The organism is Methanothermococcus okinawensis IH1 (assembly GCF_000179575.2).
In the GTDB taxonomy this organism is placed as follows: Archaea; AGJL01; Methanococci; order Methanococcales; family Methanococcaceae; genus Methanofervidicoccus; species Methanofervidicoccus okinawensis.
The window spans coordinates 478,404-500,557 of sequence record NC_015636.1; the positions used below are offsets into that span (position 1 = coordinate 478,404).

The 22,154-nt window shown below is 32.4% G+C and carries 11 protein-coding genes; 1 reads left to right on the forward strand and 10 read right to left on the reverse strand.

Annotated elements, in window-relative coordinates:
• Positions 1-3 precede the first annotated feature (3 nt).
• The 10 genes from rpoA2 to METOK_RS02450 form a co-directional block, all read right to left on the reverse strand.
• Positions 4-1,191 carry a DNA-directed RNA polymerase subunit A'' gene (gene rpoA2 / locus METOK_RS02405; protein WP_013866653.1) on the reverse strand — a complete coding sequence of 396 codons (1,188 nt, stop codon included), beginning with the start codon at positions 1,189-1,191 and terminating at the stop codon, positions 4-6.
• A complete protein-coding gene (locus METOK_RS02410; RefSeq protein ID WP_048057846.1) occupies positions 1,188-2,654 on the reverse strand; it encodes an LAGLIDADG family homing endonuclease in 1,467 nt (488 codons plus the stop codon). Before METOK_RS02410 ends, rpoA2 begins: the two co-directional genes overlap by 4 nt.
• 166 nt (positions 2,655-2,820) lie before the next feature.
• On the reverse strand, positions 2,821-5,487 hold the full coding sequence (rpoA1, locus tag METOK_RS02415; RefSeq protein ID WP_013866655.1) for a DNA-directed RNA polymerase subunit A': 2,667 nt from the start codon (positions 5,485-5,487) through the stop codon (positions 2,821-2,823).
• A 239-nt stretch (positions 5,488-5,726) separates the two neighbouring features.
• Complete coding sequence (rpoB, locus tag METOK_RS02420) at positions 5,727-7,562, reverse strand: DNA-directed RNA polymerase subunit B (RefSeq protein WP_013866656.1); 1,836 nt, start codon at positions 7,560-7,562, stop codon at positions 5,727-5,729.
• Between the two features lie 145 nt (positions 7,563-7,707).
• Positions 7,708-9,225 carry a DNA-directed RNA polymerase subunit B'' gene (locus tag METOK_RS02425; RefSeq protein ID WP_013866657.1) on the reverse strand — a complete coding sequence of 506 codons (1,518 nt, stop codon included), beginning with the start codon at positions 9,223-9,225 and terminating at the stop codon, positions 7,708-7,710.
• Between the two features lie 162 nt (positions 9,226-9,387).
• Positions 9,388-9,624, reverse strand: coding sequence for a DNA-directed RNA polymerase subunit H (locus tag METOK_RS02430; RefSeq protein ID WP_013866658.1), 237 nt, complete (start codon positions 9,622-9,624; stop codon positions 9,388-9,390).
• A 210-nt stretch (positions 9,625-9,834) separates the two neighbouring features.
• Positions 9,835-11,076, reverse strand: coding sequence for an S-layer protein (locus tag METOK_RS08340; RefSeq protein ID WP_013866659.1), 1,242 nt, complete (start codon positions 11,074-11,076; stop codon positions 9,835-9,837).
• A 122-nt stretch (positions 11,077-11,198) separates the two neighbouring features.
• Positions 11,199-12,695, reverse strand: a complete 1,497-nt coding sequence (locus METOK_RS02440; protein ID WP_013866660.1) for a CARDB domain-containing protein — start codon at positions 12,693-12,695, stop codon at positions 11,199-11,201.
• A gap of 45 nt (positions 12,696-12,740) precedes the next feature.
• Positions 12,741-17,987, reverse strand: coding sequence for a CARDB domain-containing protein (locus tag METOK_RS02445; RefSeq protein WP_198005240.1), 5,247 nt, complete (start codon positions 17,985-17,987; stop codon positions 12,741-12,743).
• Positions 17,988-18,051: 64 nt separating this feature from the next.
• Positions 18,052-20,247, reverse strand: coding sequence for a CARDB domain-containing protein (locus METOK_RS02450; RefSeq protein ID WP_013866662.1), 2,196 nt, complete (start codon positions 20,245-20,247; stop codon positions 18,052-18,054).
• A gap of 323 nt (positions 20,248-20,570) precedes the next feature.
• On the opposite strand from METOK_RS02450, the gene METOK_RS02455 reads away from it, so the two are divergent.
• Entirely contained in the window at positions 20,571-22,109 is a 1,539-nt protein-coding gene (locus METOK_RS02455; RefSeq protein WP_013866663.1) for a homocysteine biosynthesis protein, read from the forward strand.
• Positions 22,110-22,154 lie beyond the last annotated feature (45 nt).

Here is a 22,154-nt window from a genome sequence, read left to right on the forward strand (position 1 = left end):
TTACTATTCATCATTTTTATTTTTATTTTTATTTTCATCAATACATTCGTTGCATTCTATATCCTTTTCACTATTTAAAATTAACCCTTTTCCTTCTTCATATTCTCTATCGATATAAACATCAACGCATCCTGTTCCCATGGATATAGGCTTTCCAACGATTATATTTTCTACAACACCATTTAGCTTATCAGCATATCCCCTTTCAGCAGCAGCATATAAATGTTTTACGGTTTCTTCAAAAGCCGCTCTTGCAAGGACAGAGGCTTTTTCACCACTAATACCGTGTCTTCCAATTGGTTTCACAGAACCATCCACAGTCATAATGTCTGCAACAAGCATTAAATGCCTAATATCCACAGTAAGACCCTGCTGGCTAAGAGTTGCATTTATCTCATCTATAATTGCGTTTCTTGCAGCTTCTATACCCAAAACATCCTGAATTTCCAAAATATTGTTTGTAGTTGTTCTTGTTGTATCTACTCCTTCGATTTCAAAGACTTCTTTTAAATTTGAACCTTCACTGTATAATATATACTCTTCTGTCCCTTCTTCCTTTCTTATAATTACCCTAGGTATATTTGGAACTCCTTTTAAGTGTATTGTTTTGACCTTTGGAATTCTTTTTCTAAGTGCTTTTAATGAAGGAGTTTTTATTATCAAATGAAGCACATTTCCTTCAATATCGATTTTTAATTTCATCTTCTTTTTAATTGATTCCACTACATCATCTACTGTAATTCCTCTTTTAGCCATTTGTTCAGGATTTAATATCACATTTATACAGCTTTTAACCAAATCTATACTTATATCATCTGAAACACTTTCAACGGTTGTGCTCTCAATATTTCTGGCTATTTCTTCTGCCTTTTCTCTATTATATTTATATTCTTCTGTTAAATATATGGTCATAGTAGGAGTGGATGGCTCCTTTCTTGCATCTACAATTTCAATCATCCTTGGAAGACCTAGTGTAACGTTGAGCTCAGCAACCCCTGCATAGTGGAAGGTTCTCATTGTATTGTGCGTTAGTATTCCATCATATGTTGTAAATGTTTCAAGACCTTCTACCGAAATATCATAAACATATTTATTTTCATATATTATTTCCTCAATTGATACAATTTCATCCCAAACTACATCGGAATTTACTGCCTTTTTTAATAGATGGTACTCTTCTATCTTGGTTATGTCGATGTTTTTTCTTTTGCAATTTCTTCCATTTTTGTTATATGTTTTTGAAGAGCTCCCCTTCCAATTTTTTGTTTATTTGTAAATTTCTTTGCATAAACCGATGGATATCCAACTTTATCAGATAATACCTGGAATGCATCCCCTATTGATGGAATCATATCAATTGAATCGTATGTGTTTTCATCGTTCAATGATTCAACCAATTCCTTTAATTTTTCTGCCTTTTTAGGAACTGTGAATCCAATTTCATTATAATATGCTTTTGCATATCTGTGAGGTATAATTAAACCATACTGCCCTTTCATTATAGTTTTCACTGAGAATATATTAAATCTTGACAGCAACAATGCCATATCATCTATTAGCCGTTTTGAAGATGAATATGTCCTTATAACTTTTCTTTCAGGATTTAAATTACCATCTCCATCAAAGTATCCTCTAACTACTCCCTTAACAAATTCCTTTTTAGCACAATATACAAAATCCGCAACTTTCTTTTCCTTTGAATGAGCTCCGAACTTATTCATAAACTCGGCTAAAACTGAGGAGTTTATTCTTATATCATGGCTTTTTGCAAATCCACTATTGTTATCATATTCATTATAACTTAAATTAAGTTTTTCGGCAAATTTTCTAATCTTCTCCAATACTTTTTCATCTACATTAGAAATTGATACAAAATACTTTGTAGAATGCCCTTCTGCTAAATAAATACCAATGAAATAGCCAAAATCATAATCAAGGTCTATATTATTTATTATCGGCTTCCCGTTTATTTTTGGTGCAATTGTGTTGTTGTTTTCATCTATTGCATATCTTCCACAATTTGCAACATATTCACCAATACTTATGGCATCTATACAGTTTGCAGGTATATGCTTCACAGTAGGAATTCTATCTCCAGTTTTTAAGTCAGAACCTTTTACAGGAACTACTTTATTGTTTTCCCTTATTACAAAGGAATGATATGGTGTTGCTGTAATGCTTCGCCCTGATTTTGTTTTTATTTTTATTAACTTTTTAGGATTTTCATGTCTTATACAGCTTATAATTCTTTTCCAATGTATTTTTTCATCCTGGTCTAAACTTGGGACATACAAATTAATAGGTAAATCACAAACTTCTGAGTCATTTATATTAATATATCCATATTTTTCTATACATTCATCAACAAGAGCTCCGATTTTTATAGGTTTTATGAGCTCTCCATCTTTTATTATTATTTCCTCTTCATATGGTAATGACATCTGTGTCCCCGGCTCACCGATGGACTGAGCTGCTACAACTCCAACTGCTTCATTTGGTTCAACCAAAGTTCTTTCATAGGCTTTAACTGTTTCAGCAATTATATCGTTGATTACATTTTCATCGGTGATATTTTCTTTAGTTATTTTATCAATAAGTCCTTTTTTTAATGAAAGAGGCAATGATGTATTTTCAAGTTTTTTTTCCAATTCCATTTCTTTCACCATTACTTTTAAAAATCTTTTATTATTTTTTTAACCATATTATTAACTAACTTATTAACCTATTATTCTTCCCCATATTGTTATTACTATCCTTATTCATTACCTTACTCGTAATATTATAATTTTAATTTATTTCATTATAATTAATCTACTACCATTATTCATATTTTGATTTAACCTTTGTAAGGATTTTATCCAAATCCACAGATTTTCCATGGTCTGCCTTGGATGGATCCACATAATCATCCCCATAAGCAAACTGAACTATAAGTCCTTTTGAATCTCTTACAGTGCCATCGTATTCTGCTTTTAAGTCTTGGAGAGCATTAACAAGCCTTCTCTGCATATATCCTGACTGTGCAGTTCTAACTGCTTGGTCTACAAGCCCTTCTCTTCCCCCCATAGCATGGAAGAAGTATTCTGTTGGTGAAAGACCTTTCTTATAACAGCTTCTAACGAAACCGTGTGATTTTGCAGATAAGCTACCTTTTTCAAAGTGTGGGAGTGTTCTTCCCCTATAACCTCTAAAAACCCTTCCTCCTCTAACAGCCTGCTGACCGACACATCCTGCCATCATTGTAATGTTTAATAATGAACCTCTTGCACCAGTCCTTGCCATTACTGCGGCATGGTTATCTTCACTTAAATATCTCTCTGCAATTTTACCTGCTTCGTCCCTTGCTTTACCAAGTATCTGCATAATATACGCTTCCCTTGATTCTTCCAATCCTCTTCCAGGTAATGGTTCAAGAGTTCCCTCTTCATACTGTTTAATAATTTCTTCTACCTGTTCCTCTGCCCTATCTAACGATTTTTGAATCTCTTTAATTGCCTCTTCTGGAATATCTTCATCATCTATACCTGTGGTAAATCCTTTTATCATCAGAGCTCTGATGGACATCTTGGTTGAGGTATCCAAAAATTTCCTTGCCTCTTCTGAACCAAATTCTCTAACAATTGTGTTTAATATAATCCCTGCTTCTGAACCATATCCGTTTTTATCAATAACTCCCTTGATTAATTTACCGTTTTTAATTAATACATAGGCATCATAAGGACAATTTTCTTCCTCACACTTATCACATTTTTTACAGATTTTTGCCCTATATCTTAAATTTAAATCATGGGGTAATGTCCTACTAAATAAATTTTTTCCACTATATAGCTCTACTCCATCCTTAACAATATCAGGCTCTCCTAAATCATCTTTAAGACCCGAACCTCTTAATATGATAGAAGCCTCATCCTTTGTAAAATAGGAGCTCGTCAATATATAGGCACCTGAGATGAAATCGTGAATTGCACCAATAATAGGTCCCCCATATCTTGGGGATACTATGTGTTTTTCTACGAGCATTAAGTTTTCAGCTTCTGCCCTAGCCTCTTCCAACTGAGGAACATGAAGGTTCATCTCATCCCCATCGAAGTCAGCGTTATAGGGAGGACATACACACAGGTTATGCCTGAATGTTCTATATGGCAAAACCTTAACTTTGTGTGCCATAATTGACATCCTGTGAAGTGAAGGTTGTCTGTTGTAAAGAACAATATCTCCATTCATTAAGTGTCTTTCAACAATCATTCCTTCTTCAATTTTTTCAATCCAAACTTCTTTATTTTTATCGGTTATTTTTATTTTTAATTCATCTTCTTTTCCATCCCTTGTTTTTACCTTTTTTATGATATAATTCACACCGGGATGTTTTTCTGAACCGTTTTTAAGGAGCTCCCTTATTTTGTTGATGTTGTATCTTGTAACTTTCTCTGGAACTGTTAATTCCTTTGCAATTTTTTCTGGAACTCCAACCTCATTTATACTCAAACATGGGTCTGGTGAAATAACAGTCCTTGCAGAGAAATTAACCCTTTTACCAGCTAAGTTATGTCTAAATCTTCCTTCTTTACCCTTTAACCTCTGTGCAATTGTCCTAAGTGGTCTTCCGCTTCTGTGTCTTGCAGGTGGCGTTCCAGGTGCTTCATTGTCAAAATAGGTATTTATGTGGTATTGCAACAAATCCCAAAGGTCTTCTATGATTAGGTTCGGAGCTCCTCCTTCAATATTTTCTTCCAATCTTTGATTGATTCTTATTATATCCACTAATTTGTGAGTTAAATCATCTTCACTTCTTTCCCCACTTTCAAGGGTAATGGATGGTCTCACAGTAACAGGTGGCACGGGAAGAACTGTTAATACCATCCATTCTGGTCTTGCAACTTCTGGATTTATTCCAAGCAATGTGCAATCTTCATCAGGTATCTTTTCAAGAATTTCCCTAACCTCTGAGGAGGTAATCTGCCTTTGAGATTTTCCATCTATTTGATAATAGGTTGTTGGTTTGGAGTATTTAATATCATATTTAACTTCGCCACAGTAAGGGCATACATCTTTTCCTGCGGCTTCTTTCAAGATTTCATCAGCTAATGCCCATTTATCTCCGCCTTCTTCTTCCAATCTTTTCATCTTTTCTAAGTATTCTGCCCTTTTTGATTCACTTATGGCAACTCTTCCACAGTGGGGACATACTGCCTTTAAAATTTTGTAAATATCCTTTGCAAAACCTATATGAACCACAGGTTTTGAGAGCTCTATATGTCCAAAATGACCTGGACAACTACCAACCCTACCACCGCATGTTTTACAGACCAATCCTGGGTCTATCACACCCAATCTTGTGTCCATCAATCCACCGTCAATTGGATAGCCATCGTCGTCATAGGTATCTGCTGTTACGATTTTTGCAACAGATATCTTTCTAATATGCTCAGGAGATAATAACCCAAATACAATCTCTCCAATTTCCTTTGGAACATCAAATTTATCCATGCAATTTCACCTATTACTTAAATTATTGCCTTTATATGCGATTAAAAAGTAAAATAAAAAATATTATTAATTATTACAATATATTATATATTAATTAATTATTAGAAATTATATTAGAAATTATTAATTAATTATTTTGAATTATTAGGTTTTTTTATTTTTTAGAATTTTATAAATTTAAATTAAAATAAATAATAAATAATAAAATGAATATTAAATATATAAATACAATAATAATATCATGCCCTGTCTTTTAGCTCCATTTTTGGATTAATACCCATACTTCTGAGCTCGTCAAGCAGTAGTTTAAATGCATAAGGAAGATTTACTGGGGGTATCTTTCTATTACTCTGAATATCCTCTGTTTCCCCACAAACTGGACAGTATTTAATACCTCTTTTATGGTCATATATTGCAATTTCCCCACATTTTGAACATATATAACATTCATAAGGGTCGGATTCATCAAATAACCTCTCTTTTAAAAGTAATGCTGCACCATGTCCTATAAGAACATCTCTTTCCATCTCCCCAAATCTTAAACCTCCTTCTCTTGCCCTACCTTCTGTTGGCTGTCTTGTGAGCACCTGTATAGGTCCTCTACTTCTTGCATGAATCTTTCCTGCAACTAAGTGATGTAATTTCTGATAGTATGCAATTCCAACAAATATTTCGCATTCTAATTTTTTCCCAGTTTTTCCATCATACATGACTTCTTTACCATGATGTTTAAAACCATATTTCTCAAGTGTTTCTCTCAAATCCCATTCTTTTTCCCCGCTGAATATCGTTCCATCTACTCGCCTACACTCCAGAGCTCCTACCTTACCACCAATCATTTCCAAAACCTGACCAATAGTCATCCTTGATGGAATCGCGTGGGGGTTAATAATTAAATCTGGAAATACCCCATTTTCTGTAAATGGCATATCTTCCTGAGGAACTATAAGACCTATAACTCCTTTCTGACCATGTCTTGAAGCAAATTTATCCCCTAATTCGGGTATTCTTACATCTCTTACTCTAATTTTTGCCAGCCTATTGCCTTCTTTTGTTTCTGATAGGATAACTGAATCTACAATACCGCCTTCCCCATGTCTTACAGTGACGGAAGTATCCCTTCTTTGAGATTTTGTTCTTAATGAAATATCCTGCTCCTCCAAAAATCTTGGTGGTGAGGTTTTACCTATGATTACATCCCCTGACTTCACTTCGGATTCTACCTCTACAATTCCATCATCACCTAAATTTCTGTAAGCCTCTTCTGCTCTATATCCTCTAACGCCCTGTTCTGGAACTTCAAATCTATCGAGCTGCCCACCAGGGTATCTTTTTTCAAAGCCTTCATAACTTCTAAAAAAGCTACTTCTACCAAGACCTCTTTCAATAGAAGCCTTATTAAATATAAAAGCATCCTCCATATTGTATCCTTCATAACTCATTACAGCTACAACAAAATTTTGTCCTGCTGGTCTTTTGTCAAATCCGAGTATTTCTTGGTGTTTTGTTCTCACAATTGGAACCTGAGGATAATGGAGAAGATGACCCTTTGTATCCATCCTTAACTTCAAATTTGACATTGGGATACCAAGAGACTGTTTTCCCATCGCCGCAGCCATTGTAATCCTTGGAGCAGAGTTATGTTCCGGATATGGGGCAACCCCTGCACCGATACCCAATATAGACATAGGGTCAATTTCTAAATGTGTGTGCTTTTCGTCTAATTCCTTTTCATAAACTGCAATATAGGCATTTTCCTCTTCTTCTGCATCTAAATATTCAATAATTCCCTCATTAACCAAATCAGAGAATGTAATTTCTCCATTTCTCAACTTCTCGATATGTTCTTTGGTTAATTTTGGTTTTCCATTTTCAACCACGATTAATGGCCTTATTGCCCTACCTGCATCGGTTGATATATGGATATCGTTGCTTTCTTCATTATAAGATATTGAGGTATATGGGGAGAGCTCACCTTCTCTCCTTTTTTCCCTTAAATATTTTACAAATTCCTCAGGATTATCCACTGAACCTATTAATTTTCCATTAACATATAAATTTGTCTGTTTTTCCAAGGTTTTCACCTTTAAATAAAATTTTTAATTTAGCATATATTTTATGATTGCTATATCCTATCCTAATTTATCTTTATCTCATTCTATATTTATCTCATTATCTTATTTTTTATTATTATTTTATTTTAATTTTTATTTTTTTAAATTAATACTTCTCTTTGACTGATTTTACTAAATTTGATTTCTTCAGTAAATTCAATACTTTTTCATCATCCTCATCGGTTGTAACCTTACACATTACAGCAATGTTTTTAACAAGACCACAGTTTGGACCTTCTGGTGTTTCTGATGGACAGATTTTTCCCCATTGAGTTGCGTGTAAATCCCTTGCCTCAAAATGTGGTTGTGACCTTGATAGTGGAGATACAAGCCTTCTAAGTTGAGAAACCGTAGCAAGATAACTGGTTCTATCCAACAACTGGCTTACACCAGTTCTACCACCAACCCAGTTTCCAGTAGCCATTGCATGTCTTATTCTTTCAGTTAAAACATCGCTTCTAACTGCTGCCTGGATTGAAGGGGATTTATTTCTTATAGCCTGCCTTTCCAATTGATATTTTATATCCTTCATCAATTGATTGAATGAATATCTAAATAAATCTTCCATTAGGTCTCCTGCCAATTTTAATCTTTTATTTGCATAGTGGTCTTTATCATCCTCTACTCTAAGTCCCAAATATAATTCAATAGCATTTTTAGCCATCCTTCCTAAAAATATACATTTTTCAATTAAATCTTCTTTTTCTACACCCATGTGTGGAAGCAAATAATTACATAATATTGTTTCAGCCCTTTTAAGCCTATATTCTTTTGGTTGTCCAGGAGCCACTCTTTTTCCAATGTATTCCAGTGCATCCTCTCTTGTAATAATGTTGTGTTCTTCCCTGATTTCCAATATATTGGCAATTAACTGCATGGTTATCGTTGGGTCCTCGGATATCATTTTAAATATATCGCTATCATTTTCCGCTCCAAGAGCCTTCATCAAAATTATCAGCGGGATATTTCCTGACATTCCTGGGAATGTAGCATTTAACCTTCCATCTTCATGTCGTTCCACAGTGCATAATGCCCTAAATCCATGTCTTGTTGAAAATACCTTTGCAATATAAACTGTTTTACCGCTTTTAGTTACCTTTTCACATAAAATCCTATTTGGAATTAAATCTTCCTGAGCTACCACAGCCTTTTCAGAACCATTAACTATAAAATAACCCAATGGGTCTTCTGGGTCTTCGCCCATGCTTATTAATTCCTCTCTGGTTTTTCCATAAAGATGGCAAGCCTTTGAACCGAGCATCACAGGGAGCTCACCTACATATACCTCAACGGTATCACCAAGTATTTCTTCAGTATCATCTTCTCCACCAATAATTGGAGTCATCTCTAAATAAACAGGGGCTGAATAAGACAGATTTCTTATTCTAGCTTCCATAGGAGTTATTTCTTTAACTGAACCATCTGCTTCCTTATTTATTGGTTTTCCTACTCTAACTTTTCCAAATTTTACTTTATATCCGCCTTTAACTTCGGTATTTACAAGACCTGCTTCATCAATTATTCTCTGAATACCACTTTCTATAAATTTATTGTATGAGTCTATATGGTGCTTTACCAAACTATTTTCTTTAAAAAATGAATCAACAATTATTCGGGATTCCATATTTTCCCCCTTTGTGTTAATATAAAATAATTAAATTATAATTAAATAACTAAATTATAATTATAACATAAATAGATATAGAGTTATTTTAGATTAATATATCTCAATATATATGAATTAAAATTAAAATTTTTAAAAATAAAATATATTCTTTAATATTCTTTAAATTCTTTTTTTAATGACTAATCTATAATATATGCTCTCTTCTGCGGTGGGGCTTTTTCTGATTATCTTAACAACATCACCAGCTTTTGCCCCAATTTCTTCAATAACTGGGTCGGTATCAAATATTTTCGGCAGTTGTTGTAATTTTATACCGTATTTTTCAAGTAATTTTGGAATATCTTCTTTTGGTACAACTTCATGTTTAGGAACCATCTGGTGTGATGACACTTTCACATTATGGCCTCCGTAAATTTAAAATAGAACAAATTTATTATGTGCATCATACAAAATAATTCCTACTACTATTTATTTTTTTCGCTTAGTTTATACAAAAATATAAATAAAAAATAATCATTCTTGCAAAATTAGAAATAAAAAATAATAAAAAATAAAATAATAAATTATAAGTTTTTTATAAATATATATTAAAAAATAAAAAAGTAATTAAGGTTTATTTATTTTAATTGCTTTGTTATCTTTCCATTCTACGAATATAGGTTCTGATGGAATATCATCCAATGTTTTAAAGTATTCTACTGCTGCCTTTGTTCCGTATCTGTCTGAACCTGCCAATAATATTACATTATGTCCGTTTATTATCTGTTTTTGTATGACTCCTTTATGAGCTCCTGGGTAGTTATTTGTTACTTTAACTGGGAATGTCCAGAGGAATTTTTTAACCAATGGGTTAGCTACTGGGCCTCCTATTAATATACAGTCTTCTTTTATTTCCAATGGTTTATTTATTAATTCTGATGTGTTTTTAAGATGTTTTGCTGACATGTTATTGTCAATTTCTGAACCTAATATTAATTTGTAGTTATGAACGATTTCTTTAATCTTTTCTGATTTAATATCTTGTGCTACATCGGGATATTTAGTAGTTACTGTTACATGGTGGCCTCCACCACTTGGTGGATTGTATAATGAGCTCACTGTTTTTTCAGCTACTAAGGTAATAACTGGGTCATCTTTTAAGTAAAGCAATATTACTTTTTTACCATTAATGGTAGTTATTTCATAGTGTGTTCCATTTTTTGGAGTGTCCTTTGGAATTGAATTTCCATTTTTAATTACATCGGTAATTCCATAATCACCCAATGGTATAGCAACTACTACCAAACTGTTTGTTTTATTTTCAAATGAAATATTTACTGTTATATTTACTACCTTCTTATTATATGTTGTGTATCCTGATGTTTCTGATTTAGATGTCACTTTTACTGAGGCATTTTCTATACTTGGTGTGATATTTTCACTTACTGCAACTATTACTGGTGTTGCATTTTCAGGCGATACCTTGGATATATTATTTACCAATAAATCTATATTATTTCCATCAACTACGGTTGTATTGGTTAGATTCATAGATTTTATGGTATCCAACACTTTATTCAAGGTATTGTTTTCTTCCGTAGTGTTTATCTTCTCTTTATCTACAACAGGTTCTGTTCCTTTTACAAGGAATTCAACAGGTATTGTTATTTTATTATCTTTTATTTTTAAAATTATATCAAATTTGTAGGTTTTTCCTTTTTTACTGATATTTGTTGGAGTTTCTATGGACAATGGTAATATTAATGTTTTTTTACCTATTGCTATATTTGATATGGTGGTTAATGCTGTGGTTAATGAGGTACTGTTTAACTTAATAGTAAATACATCTTTTCCTTTTGATGAATTCAATACCCATGAAGCGTTTGTTGCTGAGGCATTTGTTGCACATGCCTTTAATACTGTGTTAATATTTCCTAAATATTCTATTGAAATATTTGTATTTATGACCTCATTTTCTTTTACGACTCTTACTATTTTTTTGGTGTTGCTGAGAAATTTGTATTTTCTGGATTTACAGTGATTTGCTTAGATATTTTATTGTTATTTTCCGATAATTCATCAATATTGTTACCTGAATCTGCTACAATCTCTATGGTGTGAGCTCCGGTTGTGTTTGGTGTCCATAAGAAGGATACCAACTTACTGCTACCTTTGGTTAATGAATTGATAGTTGTTTTGTTTATTGTATTGCCATCTATTTTTAAGGATACATTAAATGCTCCTGAATCGTTTGTTCCAGTATTTATTACTAATGCAGTTATATTGTATGTGTGATTTTCAACATACTCATTTAATCCTTCGGTGGATTTTAATGATATATTTTGAGGAATTAAATCAGGTTTTGGCTTAGCTGATACAGTTATTGTAGTTTCCTTTTCATTATTTGATGGGTTATTGTCATTTTTAATTACTGCCTTTACTTTAAGTGCAACAGTTCCAACAGTTGTTGGAATATATGTGAAAGTAATTGTTTTATTTTTTCCAGCATCCAGGTTAAGAAAGGATGAGCTCTGGTATTGATTGTTAGCATATAATGAAACATTTATGTTGGTTTCATTTTGATTTCCTTTGTTTGAAATCGTTGCTGTTACATTTATTGTGGTATTTACAACTGTATTGTTAGCATTTACTGATTCAACAGCTACATCATGAATAGGAATTGGTTTTACATAAACCATCTTTGAAAGCTGGTTGTTTAATTCATTTGTTTCATTTACTTGCTTGCTGCTATCTACAACTACTGTTAAATTATGAGCTCCTTCTGTTGAAGGTTTCCAATTAAATGAAATCGTTGTAGTGCTTTTTGCATTTAATGAATTTACTGTTTTTGTAGCTACATTGTTTCCATTATCTTTTAATACTACATTAAATGATGATGCATTATCTGTCCCTATGTTCTTAATAGTTGCATTTATTGCGTAGGTATTATTTACTATTGGATTTGTTGGAACTTGAAGGTTTGTTACTGTTAAATCTGGCTGGATTATTGTTATAATGCCATTTTTCATACTAAAATTAATATTGTTAGATGCTGAATTTTTTAAGTAAGTATAAAAATCACGGTTATTAATATGTACCGTTTTATTAAGATAAATTGGTGTGGATGTATTACCTACACCAATGGCTCTTATAGATACATTCATTAATGAAATATTTCCAGACACTCCAGTTGAACCTGCAAACGAACATATTACTGTCCCGTTTCGTTCGTAGTTTAAATTAGGAGTTGGATTCAATCCATTGATAAGAAAATTTAATTTTTCAATTTTTATAACACTTGCATTATATGAAAGAACAACTCTCCCGCCTGCTAAATCATTTACATTTTTCACCGTAACGGTTATATTTGTACATTCACCAGGGTGCAATGCCACATTTGGTAACTCCACCGTTGCCATTCCTGAGGTAGATGCCATCCCTGTAAGCAAAACTATAATTGCTAATAGAATTGGTTTAATTATATTCATAGATTTCACCCATGCTATTATTTAAAAAATTTAAAAAATAATTAATTAGAGATGACTTATGAGTCCTGCATCATATCTTAATATTTTTATAGCATCTCCTGCATCAACAATGCCGTCTCCGGTAACATCCCCAGCCTGTTTGTTTATATTAGTGATAAGTCCTGCATCATATCTTAATATTTTTATAGCATCTCCTGCATCAACAATGCCGTCTCCGGTAACATCCCCTTTTATATATGAGCTTTTGACAGTCACTGTTTTATTCATTACATTGTTAGTTTCGTTGTTCTCAAATACTGCATTATTACCATCTACACCTGCAATCAATGTTATATTCCCTTCTGTTGTTGGTGTCCAATTAAAGGAGAATGTCTTACTTTCATTTACATTTAATGTTATGTTTTGTTTTAAATCTATTGTATTGTTATTACTGTCTGAAAGTCTTAAAGAGAACTTCGTTGCATTTGCATTTCCAATGTTTTTAATGGTAATATTTACGGTTACTGTTTTATTTACTGTAATTTCTGATGGCGTTGAAATTGATTCTACAATTAAATCTGGTAAAACGACAGTTTGTGGTTTTACATATACAGTAATATTTTTATTGTTATTTGATACATCTGAATCATTTATTAATGTAACTTCTGAGCTCAGTGTATAGTTTCCACTTGATGAAGGTGTCCAAGTGAAGGATACATATTTACTACTATTTGAACTAATATTTATAGATTTATTATTTAATAATGTACCATTTGCATAAAGGGCAACATATGCATTTGAAGCATTTGCATTTCCAATATTTTTTATCCCAATATTTACTGTATAATTGTTCCCTTCAATTATATTACTACCATTTATTGAAATATTTTCCACACATACATCCACAAATTTATTCTCTGGACTTTCCACAGTAATAGCTCCTACAACTTTATTATTTTCGGTGTTTATCTCATCTGGTAGAACTCCTGCATATAGTTCAACTGTGTGATTTCCTTCGGTAATATTTTCTAAGCTAATATTTAACAAATTACTTCCTGGATTTATAGTTGTATTTTCTTCTTTTACTGTTGAGTTATCTAATTTCACAGTTATTGTTATATTTTCACTTCCTACACCATCATATGTAATATTCGTAGGTATTGAAATTGTGCTATTGTATGTTTTTGTTGGAATGGATGCATTGATGGATATATCTCTTGATACTACTTCCAAGTTTGTAATATTGCTTATTGCTATCTCATCTGGTTTATACATCTGATAGATTTTTGCCGTGAAATTTACTATCGAGGGTTTATGAACTGTTGCATTGAAGTAGAATTTATATATCGATTTATTTGCTATGTCTCCAATTGCCACATAATAGTTTCCTGTGGTTTCATTCTTTTCAAATACCAGTGGATTTCCACTTTCATCGGTGGCATTTGTAAATGTTGTGTTTGATGGTAATTTTATCTCAAAGAACACATATCTTAATTCATTGCTGTTGTTGCTGTTATTTACTATTGCGGTTATTTTGATAGGTTCATCAACATATGCCTTTGATGATGAAGTCGATACTTTAAGGCTATAATTTTCTGCTATTGGGTCTATATACTGTTTAAGGTCCTCTGGAACATCCCCATACAATACCCACTGTTTTATTAATCCTGAGGCTACTACTTTACCACTTCCAGTTGATTTCAGGGTGATTTTATGATTTCCAATAGCTAAATTGGATGATGGTATATTTACTACTGCATGAGGTGTCTTCTTAGTTAATGATACATTGGTTATTAAATTACCATCCACATACACAGAAACATTTGAATTAAGCTCCACATTTGGATTAATAATTACTATTGTTTGAACTGCTGTTGCAGTTTGTTTTGTAGAGCCCCATCCCCATCCGGGATTGAAATGAGTTAGCAAGTAGTCCATACCTGCGGAGACATTTGAATCATTATTTGGATATCCTGCGTAGTGTAATGCCAATATAGAATATCCCGTAGTTTCAGGTTCCCAGTATGCCCATCCACTCCATAAATCTGGATTCCAATGTCCATCCGAGGATTGCTTGTTTTTCAGTTTAGTTGCCAGCGAGCTCATATTGCCTGATATGTTTGCCCAATTAAATCCTGTCCTATTTAGTGCTATCATAGACATAGATATTTCTTCTGTTTTAGTTAGATTCTGTTTTAGCAAGAAATTAGCTCCTTTTTCAAGAGAATTGTTTATTTCTGATTTCAATGTGTTATTGTCTGTTGCATCTCTTGCTTCTGCCAAACTCGTCATTGTCCATGCAGTTAATGGAATTGTCTGTCTTATATATTCATGAGCTCCTGGAATTGCTCTCCATGAACCATCTGAGCTCTGATTACTAATTAACCATTTTACTCCATTTTCTATTACTGCCTTTTCTTTTGATGCATTTCCACTTATTCCTCTGAAATCATGGTCGTTATATGCCAAACTCATTGTATATATGGAATATGCTGAGAAATATACTGAGCTCTTACCATGACCCCACCACTGCCATGAACCATCATTTCTTTGTCGTGATATTATGGTATCTATCCCTATTTTTACATTCTTTTTAGTTTTATTTAGGAGAGCTCCTCCATCATCTATATTGTTCATATCATAGTAATATTTTTTCTGATATATGTTTGCAAGCGTTGGACTTGCTATCTGTTCTATACAGCCCCATGCATTAGGTATCTTATTTAAGAAATACAATCCCTTAAATATGGCTCCATCAGAACCCCCATCCAATTCTATGGTTCCTTTAACTTTTCTTATAGGTGTTGCATTATATACTGTTAAATTAAACGATTTATTGTCATTGCCATTTAATTTGGTGATATTACTGGATTTCATTATCACGCCTTGTGGTTGAACTTCAATACAACAACTGAGGTTTTTAATTAGAGTTCCATTTAATGTATTTAATATAAGAGTTCCATTTATGCACTCTTTGTTGTCGGTATTATGGAGGGCTTTCATTTTAATCCAAATACTCCTACTCCACCAGCCAGTAGGATATGTATATCCTTTCAATGTATCGTTTTTAATACCCCACTGGCTACTGTTGAATATCGTATGATTATAATTTAAATAAAGCGTATAATTTGTTTTATAGTTGGTTTTGTAATATATTCCTACATAGAAGTAATTGCCTTCTTTAACTACCGTAGGACAGTATTTTCCAGTAATTTTAAAGTATGGATTTTCAACAATTACCTTTCTTACAAGTTTGTTGTTATTTTCATTTTGTTCGTCTATATGATTATATGGGTCTATTACTGCCACAATGTGATAGGTGTTGTTGGTTGTAGGTGTCCAGTTGTAGTGTAAATACTTCCAGTAATTCACATAGACTGTTTTATTGTATAATACTTCGCCTGTTTCATTTACCTTTATAACTACCGTAGCATTTAATGGCGTATTTGAATATACTGAGAGATACGGTGTTACTGTTTTATTTACTATTATTCTGTATGGTAAGTTAGTCCAACCCATTCTTAAATCAGGTTTAGTTACAATTACCTTTCTTACAAGTTTGTTGTTATTTTCATTTTGTTCGTCTATATGATTATATGGGTCTATTACTGCCACAATGTGATAGCTGTTGTTGGTTGTAGGTGTCCAGTTGTAGTGTAAATACTTCCAGTAATTCACATAGACTGTTTTATTGTATAATACTTCGCCTGTTTCATTTACCTTTATAACTACCGTAGCATTTAATGGCGTATTTGAATATACCGAGAGATACGGAGTTACTGTTTTATTTACTATTATTCTGTATGGTAAGTTAGTCCAACCCATTCTTAAATCAGGCTTGCTTACTGTAATATTCACAGATTTTTTGTTGTTATTTTCATTTGATTCTTGTATTATATTATTTGGGTCGATATTGGCTATTATTATATATGTTCCACTATGGGATGGCTTCCAGTTTGTATAAAAATACTTATAATTCCAAATGGATATATTTCCATCAAATATAATTTCAGAGCTCCCGTTAATATCAACAGCTTTAATCAATAATGGAACATTTTGAGAATACTTTGTCGATGTCAGCACAACAGCTATGCCTGTGCTTTTATTTACTGTGGTGCTGTATGGTTTATGTATTGCATATACACCGTAATCAACAGATGATACCTTTACAAGTTTTGTTAATTCATTGTTTGCCTCATTGGTTTCATTTATTTTATTATTTGGGTCTATTTTTATTTTTAGATTGTATGTTCCGTCATGGCTTGGTTTCCATTTAAATGCCACATAGTTTGTTCCAGAAACTAAACTTTTATTTTTTAACTTATGTAATGACCCATTTACATAAAAGGCAATTTCTACGGTTTTTGCATCATTTGAATATATTTTGCCATATATCGTATATTCATTACCTGCATAGATGCTACTTGGCACTATAATATTATTCATTTCAAAATCCACAGGTTTTACAACAGTTATTTGTTTTTTAGTTATATTTTTTGCACCTAAATTGTCTATAACAGTTAAAGTTACCGTATAAGTTCCAGCATTTATATAACTATGACTAATACTCTCCCCAGTTCCTGTGGTTCCATCTCCAAAATTCCAAATATAAGATTTTATTATACCATCATCAGAAGCATTTGCCATGAAAGTTACATTTAAGTAATTAACGCTGTATGTAAAATCAGCTTTTGGAGGCGTATTTGTTATAGTTAAGGTTTTTTGAATGGTATTATTTGCACCATCATCATCCCATACGGTTAATGATACATTATAAACGCCTGCTGAATGATAGACATGACTTGGATTTTCATTATTTGATGCAGTGCCATCGCCAAAATTCCAAAGCCATTTAGTTATAGTTCCATCACTATCAGATGAATTATCGTTAAATTGAACATCTTTTCCATCATTTACATCTCCAATTATGGAATAACTAAAATCTGCAACTGGCGGGTTATTCGGAATAGAGACATTTCCATATAACAAGGTGAGCTCTACAACATCACCACTATGCCAATATACAGTTCTTGTAGAATTTAATTTAACTCCATTAAAGTAGAACTCAACTTCTTTTCCTTCATCATCATTGTATCTTCCATTAACTACAAGCTTAGAATCTGTGTAAGAAAGACCTCCAAACATGTTATTTATTACTTCAATCTGCCCCCTCTCTGTTCCATTTATTTTTGCCACAAGAATACCATTTAGAGTTTGGTTATTTTCAGCTAGTATTTTACCATAATAGGAGGCAGGAAGAGAAGGAACTGTGTCAGTGCTTCCAAAAGCTACACCTGTCCCTACTATTAGCAATAATATCATAAAAAATATTTTTCTTTCATAATATCCCTCTAAAAAATTAAAAAAATTTAGATAATTAATGAGTGCTTCTTCCTGCGAGGATATTACTGCCGGTATATCTCATAAAGAGCCAGTACCCTTTGTATGCATAGAGGTTTGGTGAGCACTCATCACAGTTATAACAGTTACCATTGGTATATGCACCGTTATCTGTAATTATTATGCTCCAAGAGCCTCCCAATGGTGCTACAAAATCATTAACAGCTACTGCTCCTCTTACTCTCTGGAATAAATATCCATAATAACCTACAGTATTTGTACTGTAATCATCGTATTGATTATTTTGGATACATTTCCATCCATCGGTGTATTCATTTGGATTAACTCCAACCAAATACCATCCTTTTTTATCAAAAGTTCTTTGAGGAGGTGCTATGACTCCTGGTTGTGGAATTTTAAAGGTTATATTTACCTCTGTATTTTCCGTTGAATGTATAAAGTATCCATATAATGGAACTATTTTGTTGTTATTGGTAATTTGAGTCCAATTACTTGACTCATAGGTATATATTATATCTACTGAATTTGGAATTTCCACGGTTGCATAATATGGAACTGATATTAAATTCCAGCCTGTTTTTATAGGTATTTTCTCTTTTGTAGTTACTTCGTAGTTCATTGTCAAGACATTGTTGCTTTCATTCTCTTCAACAATGGTGTTGTTATAATCGGCATTTGCAATAACTGAATAGTTTCCAAATTTTTTAGGTTCCAATACTATCGATGTAATATGACTATATTTTGGATATATTGTAAATACTACAATATTATTTGTTATTTTTGATAATTTATTGTTAATCATGCTGTAAGTATCCTCTAAATTTGAAGATACTTTTAATGACAATTTCAATGGTTTAAATGGTGAAGCCTTCCATGCACATTCATAGTGATAACTATTATTTGTATCAAATATAGCTTTTATTAGAGTTGTTGGTGAAGGTATTACCATACCTGCTGTTGCTGGCTGATTTATGACTTTTACGAATTTAACACCATATCCATCGAAATAATTACCATACATTCCTGTTATGGTGTAGCCGTTGAAATCTGCACCAATAACAAGGTTCATTTTAGGTTTAGCTACTGTATAGTATGCATTATATCCAGATATGTAATTTACAACAAATAATTTATCGCCTAATGAAATTACATCCCCTGAATGTAATGTGCCGGAGCTCACATATGCTCCATTTTTGTATAAGTTATAAGATACGTAATCGTTATATGAGCCTCCAGTATAGTATAACCTGTACTCTCCAATATAGGCATTGTAATTACTGCTTCCCAATACTCCTGTATTTAGTACATTGCCCAACAATATACTGTTGGAAGAACTGTTTATTACAGTGTAGTTTTTACCAAATAACCATACATTATTTCCACTGTAAAAATTACCATATACTGTATATTCTGCCCTATTTACCAGCATACTGCCATTGGAGTTATTTACATATATCCCAAATTCTCCACTGTTATTTCTCATTGGACAGTTGATATATGAGGTATCGTTGAATTCTTTTTCACTTTTCCAGAAATAATTTATATCTTTTGTATTGTATGTGGAATTAATTAAAAGCATGTAATCTCCAAAAATACTCATAACATTTCCTGAATCATTGCCAAGTTTTAAATTTACTACATTGGATTCCATTTTTTTATTGTCCAATACTAACTTGTCAATTTTACAGGTCTTTCCACCTATTGTTATATCAGGATATACCTTAATAGCACCTAAGGAGCCTTTTACTTGGTAGCATTCTGACATATTTTTAGATATATTTTGTGTAGTATTTGTTGAATTATCATAATATGATTCTGTATATGTCCAAGTGTAGTTTTTACATCCTTCTGCGGTTAAACCGGAACCATTACCTATTATTTTGAATGTTAAGTTTGCCAAATTTATTAATCCAGCATTTTTTCCATTTGTGGTTGTTAATTTTATATAGCCTATACTTCCACTGGTTCCATTGGATGTTGTAGTATTACTTATTGTATTTATATTAATAAGTTCTACACCATTTACATCATAATATATTACAGCATTTAGTGTTGTATTGTCGTTACCCATCCAATTTACATTTAATGGTATAGTAACATTATCTCCAATATTTCCAATGCCTGAACCTATTGATATCGTATCCATATTCTCGCCATAGGCACAAGCCATTGAAATCAAACCTAAAATAGCTAAAATAAATAATTTTTTCATTTATATCACCCCTGATTTTATTATTATGCAATAGTTTAAAATAAAAAAACTCCCCTACCACCTCCTTTATCTAATAAGATATACATATATACACGCTTTAAATTATGTATTTCTAACTATATATTATTTTCGATTTGAGTTTATTTAAAAGGATATGGGAGTATTATACATTATACATTACAAAGTATAATAAAAATATTAAAAATATTAGATATATTGTTAAAACAGGATAAAATTATATGATAATAATATACATCCATATTTATTTATATATGAAGTCATTAGATAACTATAAAAATAAATTATAAGGATGAGGATATATTATGAAAACTATTAAAGAGATTAATGAAAGGATAAAAAACAAAGACGCCATAGTAGTGACTTCCGAAGAAATGATTAAAATTGTAGATGAGCTCGGTGCAAAAAATGCAGCAAAGGAAGTAGATGTGGTTACCACAGGAACCTTCGGAGCAATGTGTTCAAGTGGTGTATTTTTAAATTTTGGACATTCAGACCCGCCAATAAAAATGATGAAAACATATTTAAACGGCGTGGAGGCATATTCTGGGCTTGCCGCAGTAGATGCCTACTTAGGAGCTACTCAGCCAAATTCAGATGATGACATAGATATCGATTATGGAGGAGCTCATGTAATAGAGGATTTGGTAGCAGGTAAAGATATTGAGCTCACTGCGGAAGGATATACAACAGACTGCTATCCTAGGAAGAGGGTATCCACCACAATAACAATAGATGATCTGAATCAAGCCATACTTCTCAACCCAAGAAATTGCTATCAATCATATGCCGCAGCAACAAACAGCAGGGAAGAAAAAATATATACCTATATGGGAACCCTCCTTCCAGAATTTGGAAATATAAATTACTCAGGTGCTGGACAGTTAAACCCACTTCAAAACGATTATAACAAAACAACCAAGTCCTACAACACCATAGGCATTGGAACAAGAATATTCCTCGGTGGCGGCATTGGCTATATAATTGGTGAAGGAACACAGCACAATCCCAATACTGCATTTGGAACACTTATGGTAAAGGGAGATTTGAAAACGATGAATAATAAATATTTAAGAGGAGCTACAATTCCAAAATATGGAAGTTCTTTATTTGTAGGTATCGGTGTTCCAATTCCCGTATTAAATGAAGATATTGCAAAGGCATGTGCCATAAGGGATGAAGATATTGAAGTTCCAATAGTTGATTATGGAGTTCCAAGGAGAGAACGGCCAACTGTGGCAAAAACCAACTATAAAGAATTAAGAAAAGGTAAAATTAGTATAGAATTAAATATTAATGGAACTAAAAAAATTGAAAAAACCATAAAAACGGCATCTGTATCAAGTTATAAAAAATCTAGGGAAGTTGCAGAGGAGCTCAAAAAGTGGATATTAAATGGGGAATTTTTATTAACCGAAAGAGTAGATACTCTTGGAAAGGGTTCCAGTAAACCCATGAAGGCCAAAGCAAAGCTTGTGGGAGATATTATAAGAAAACCTCCAATTGTAGTAAATTGCAATATAACAATTGATGAGGCTTCAAAGATATTAATTGAAAATAATATCAACCACCTTCCAATTGTAGATGAAAATAATATGTTGATAGGAATTTTAACATCATGGGACATAGCAAGAGCAGTAGCACAGAATAAAAAATCCATATCTGAAATAATGACAAGAAATATTATAAGTTCAACGGTTGATGAACCAATCGATGTTGTAGCAAGGAAAATGAGCAGAAACAATATATCTGGGGTTCCAGTTGTGGATAAAAACGGAAGAGTTTTAGGAGTGGTAACAGCAGAAGACCTATCAAAACTTATAGGTATGAGAATGAAAATCTAATTTATTTATTTTATTATTTTAATTATTATTAATATTATTTCTTAG

Excerpts from the sequence above, each read along its gene's own strand:
- METOK_RS02410 (WP_048057846.1), bottom strand. The coding sequence starts at position 2,654 with ATGGAATTGGAAAAAAAACTTGAAAATACATCATTGCCTCTTTCATTA.
- rpoA1 (WP_013866655.1), bottom strand. The coding sequence starts at position 5,487 with ATGGATAAATTTGATGTTCCAAAGGAAATTGGAGAGATTGTATTTGGG.
- METOK_RS02440 (WP_013866660.1), bottom strand. The coding sequence starts at position 12,695 with ATGAATATAATTAAACCAATTCTATTAGCAATTATAGTTTTGCTTACA.
- METOK_RS02455 (WP_013866663.1), top strand. The coding sequence starts at position 20,571 with ATGAAAACTATTAAAGAGATTAATGAAAGGATAAAAAACAAAGACGCC.
- METOK_RS02425 (WP_013866657.1), bottom strand. The coding sequence starts at position 9,225 with ATGGAATCCCGAATAATTGTTGATTCATTTTTTAAAGAAAATAGTTTG.
- METOK_RS02450 (WP_013866662.1), bottom strand. The coding sequence starts at position 20,247 with ATGAAAAAATTATTTATTTTAGCTATTTTAGGTTTGATTTCAATGGCT.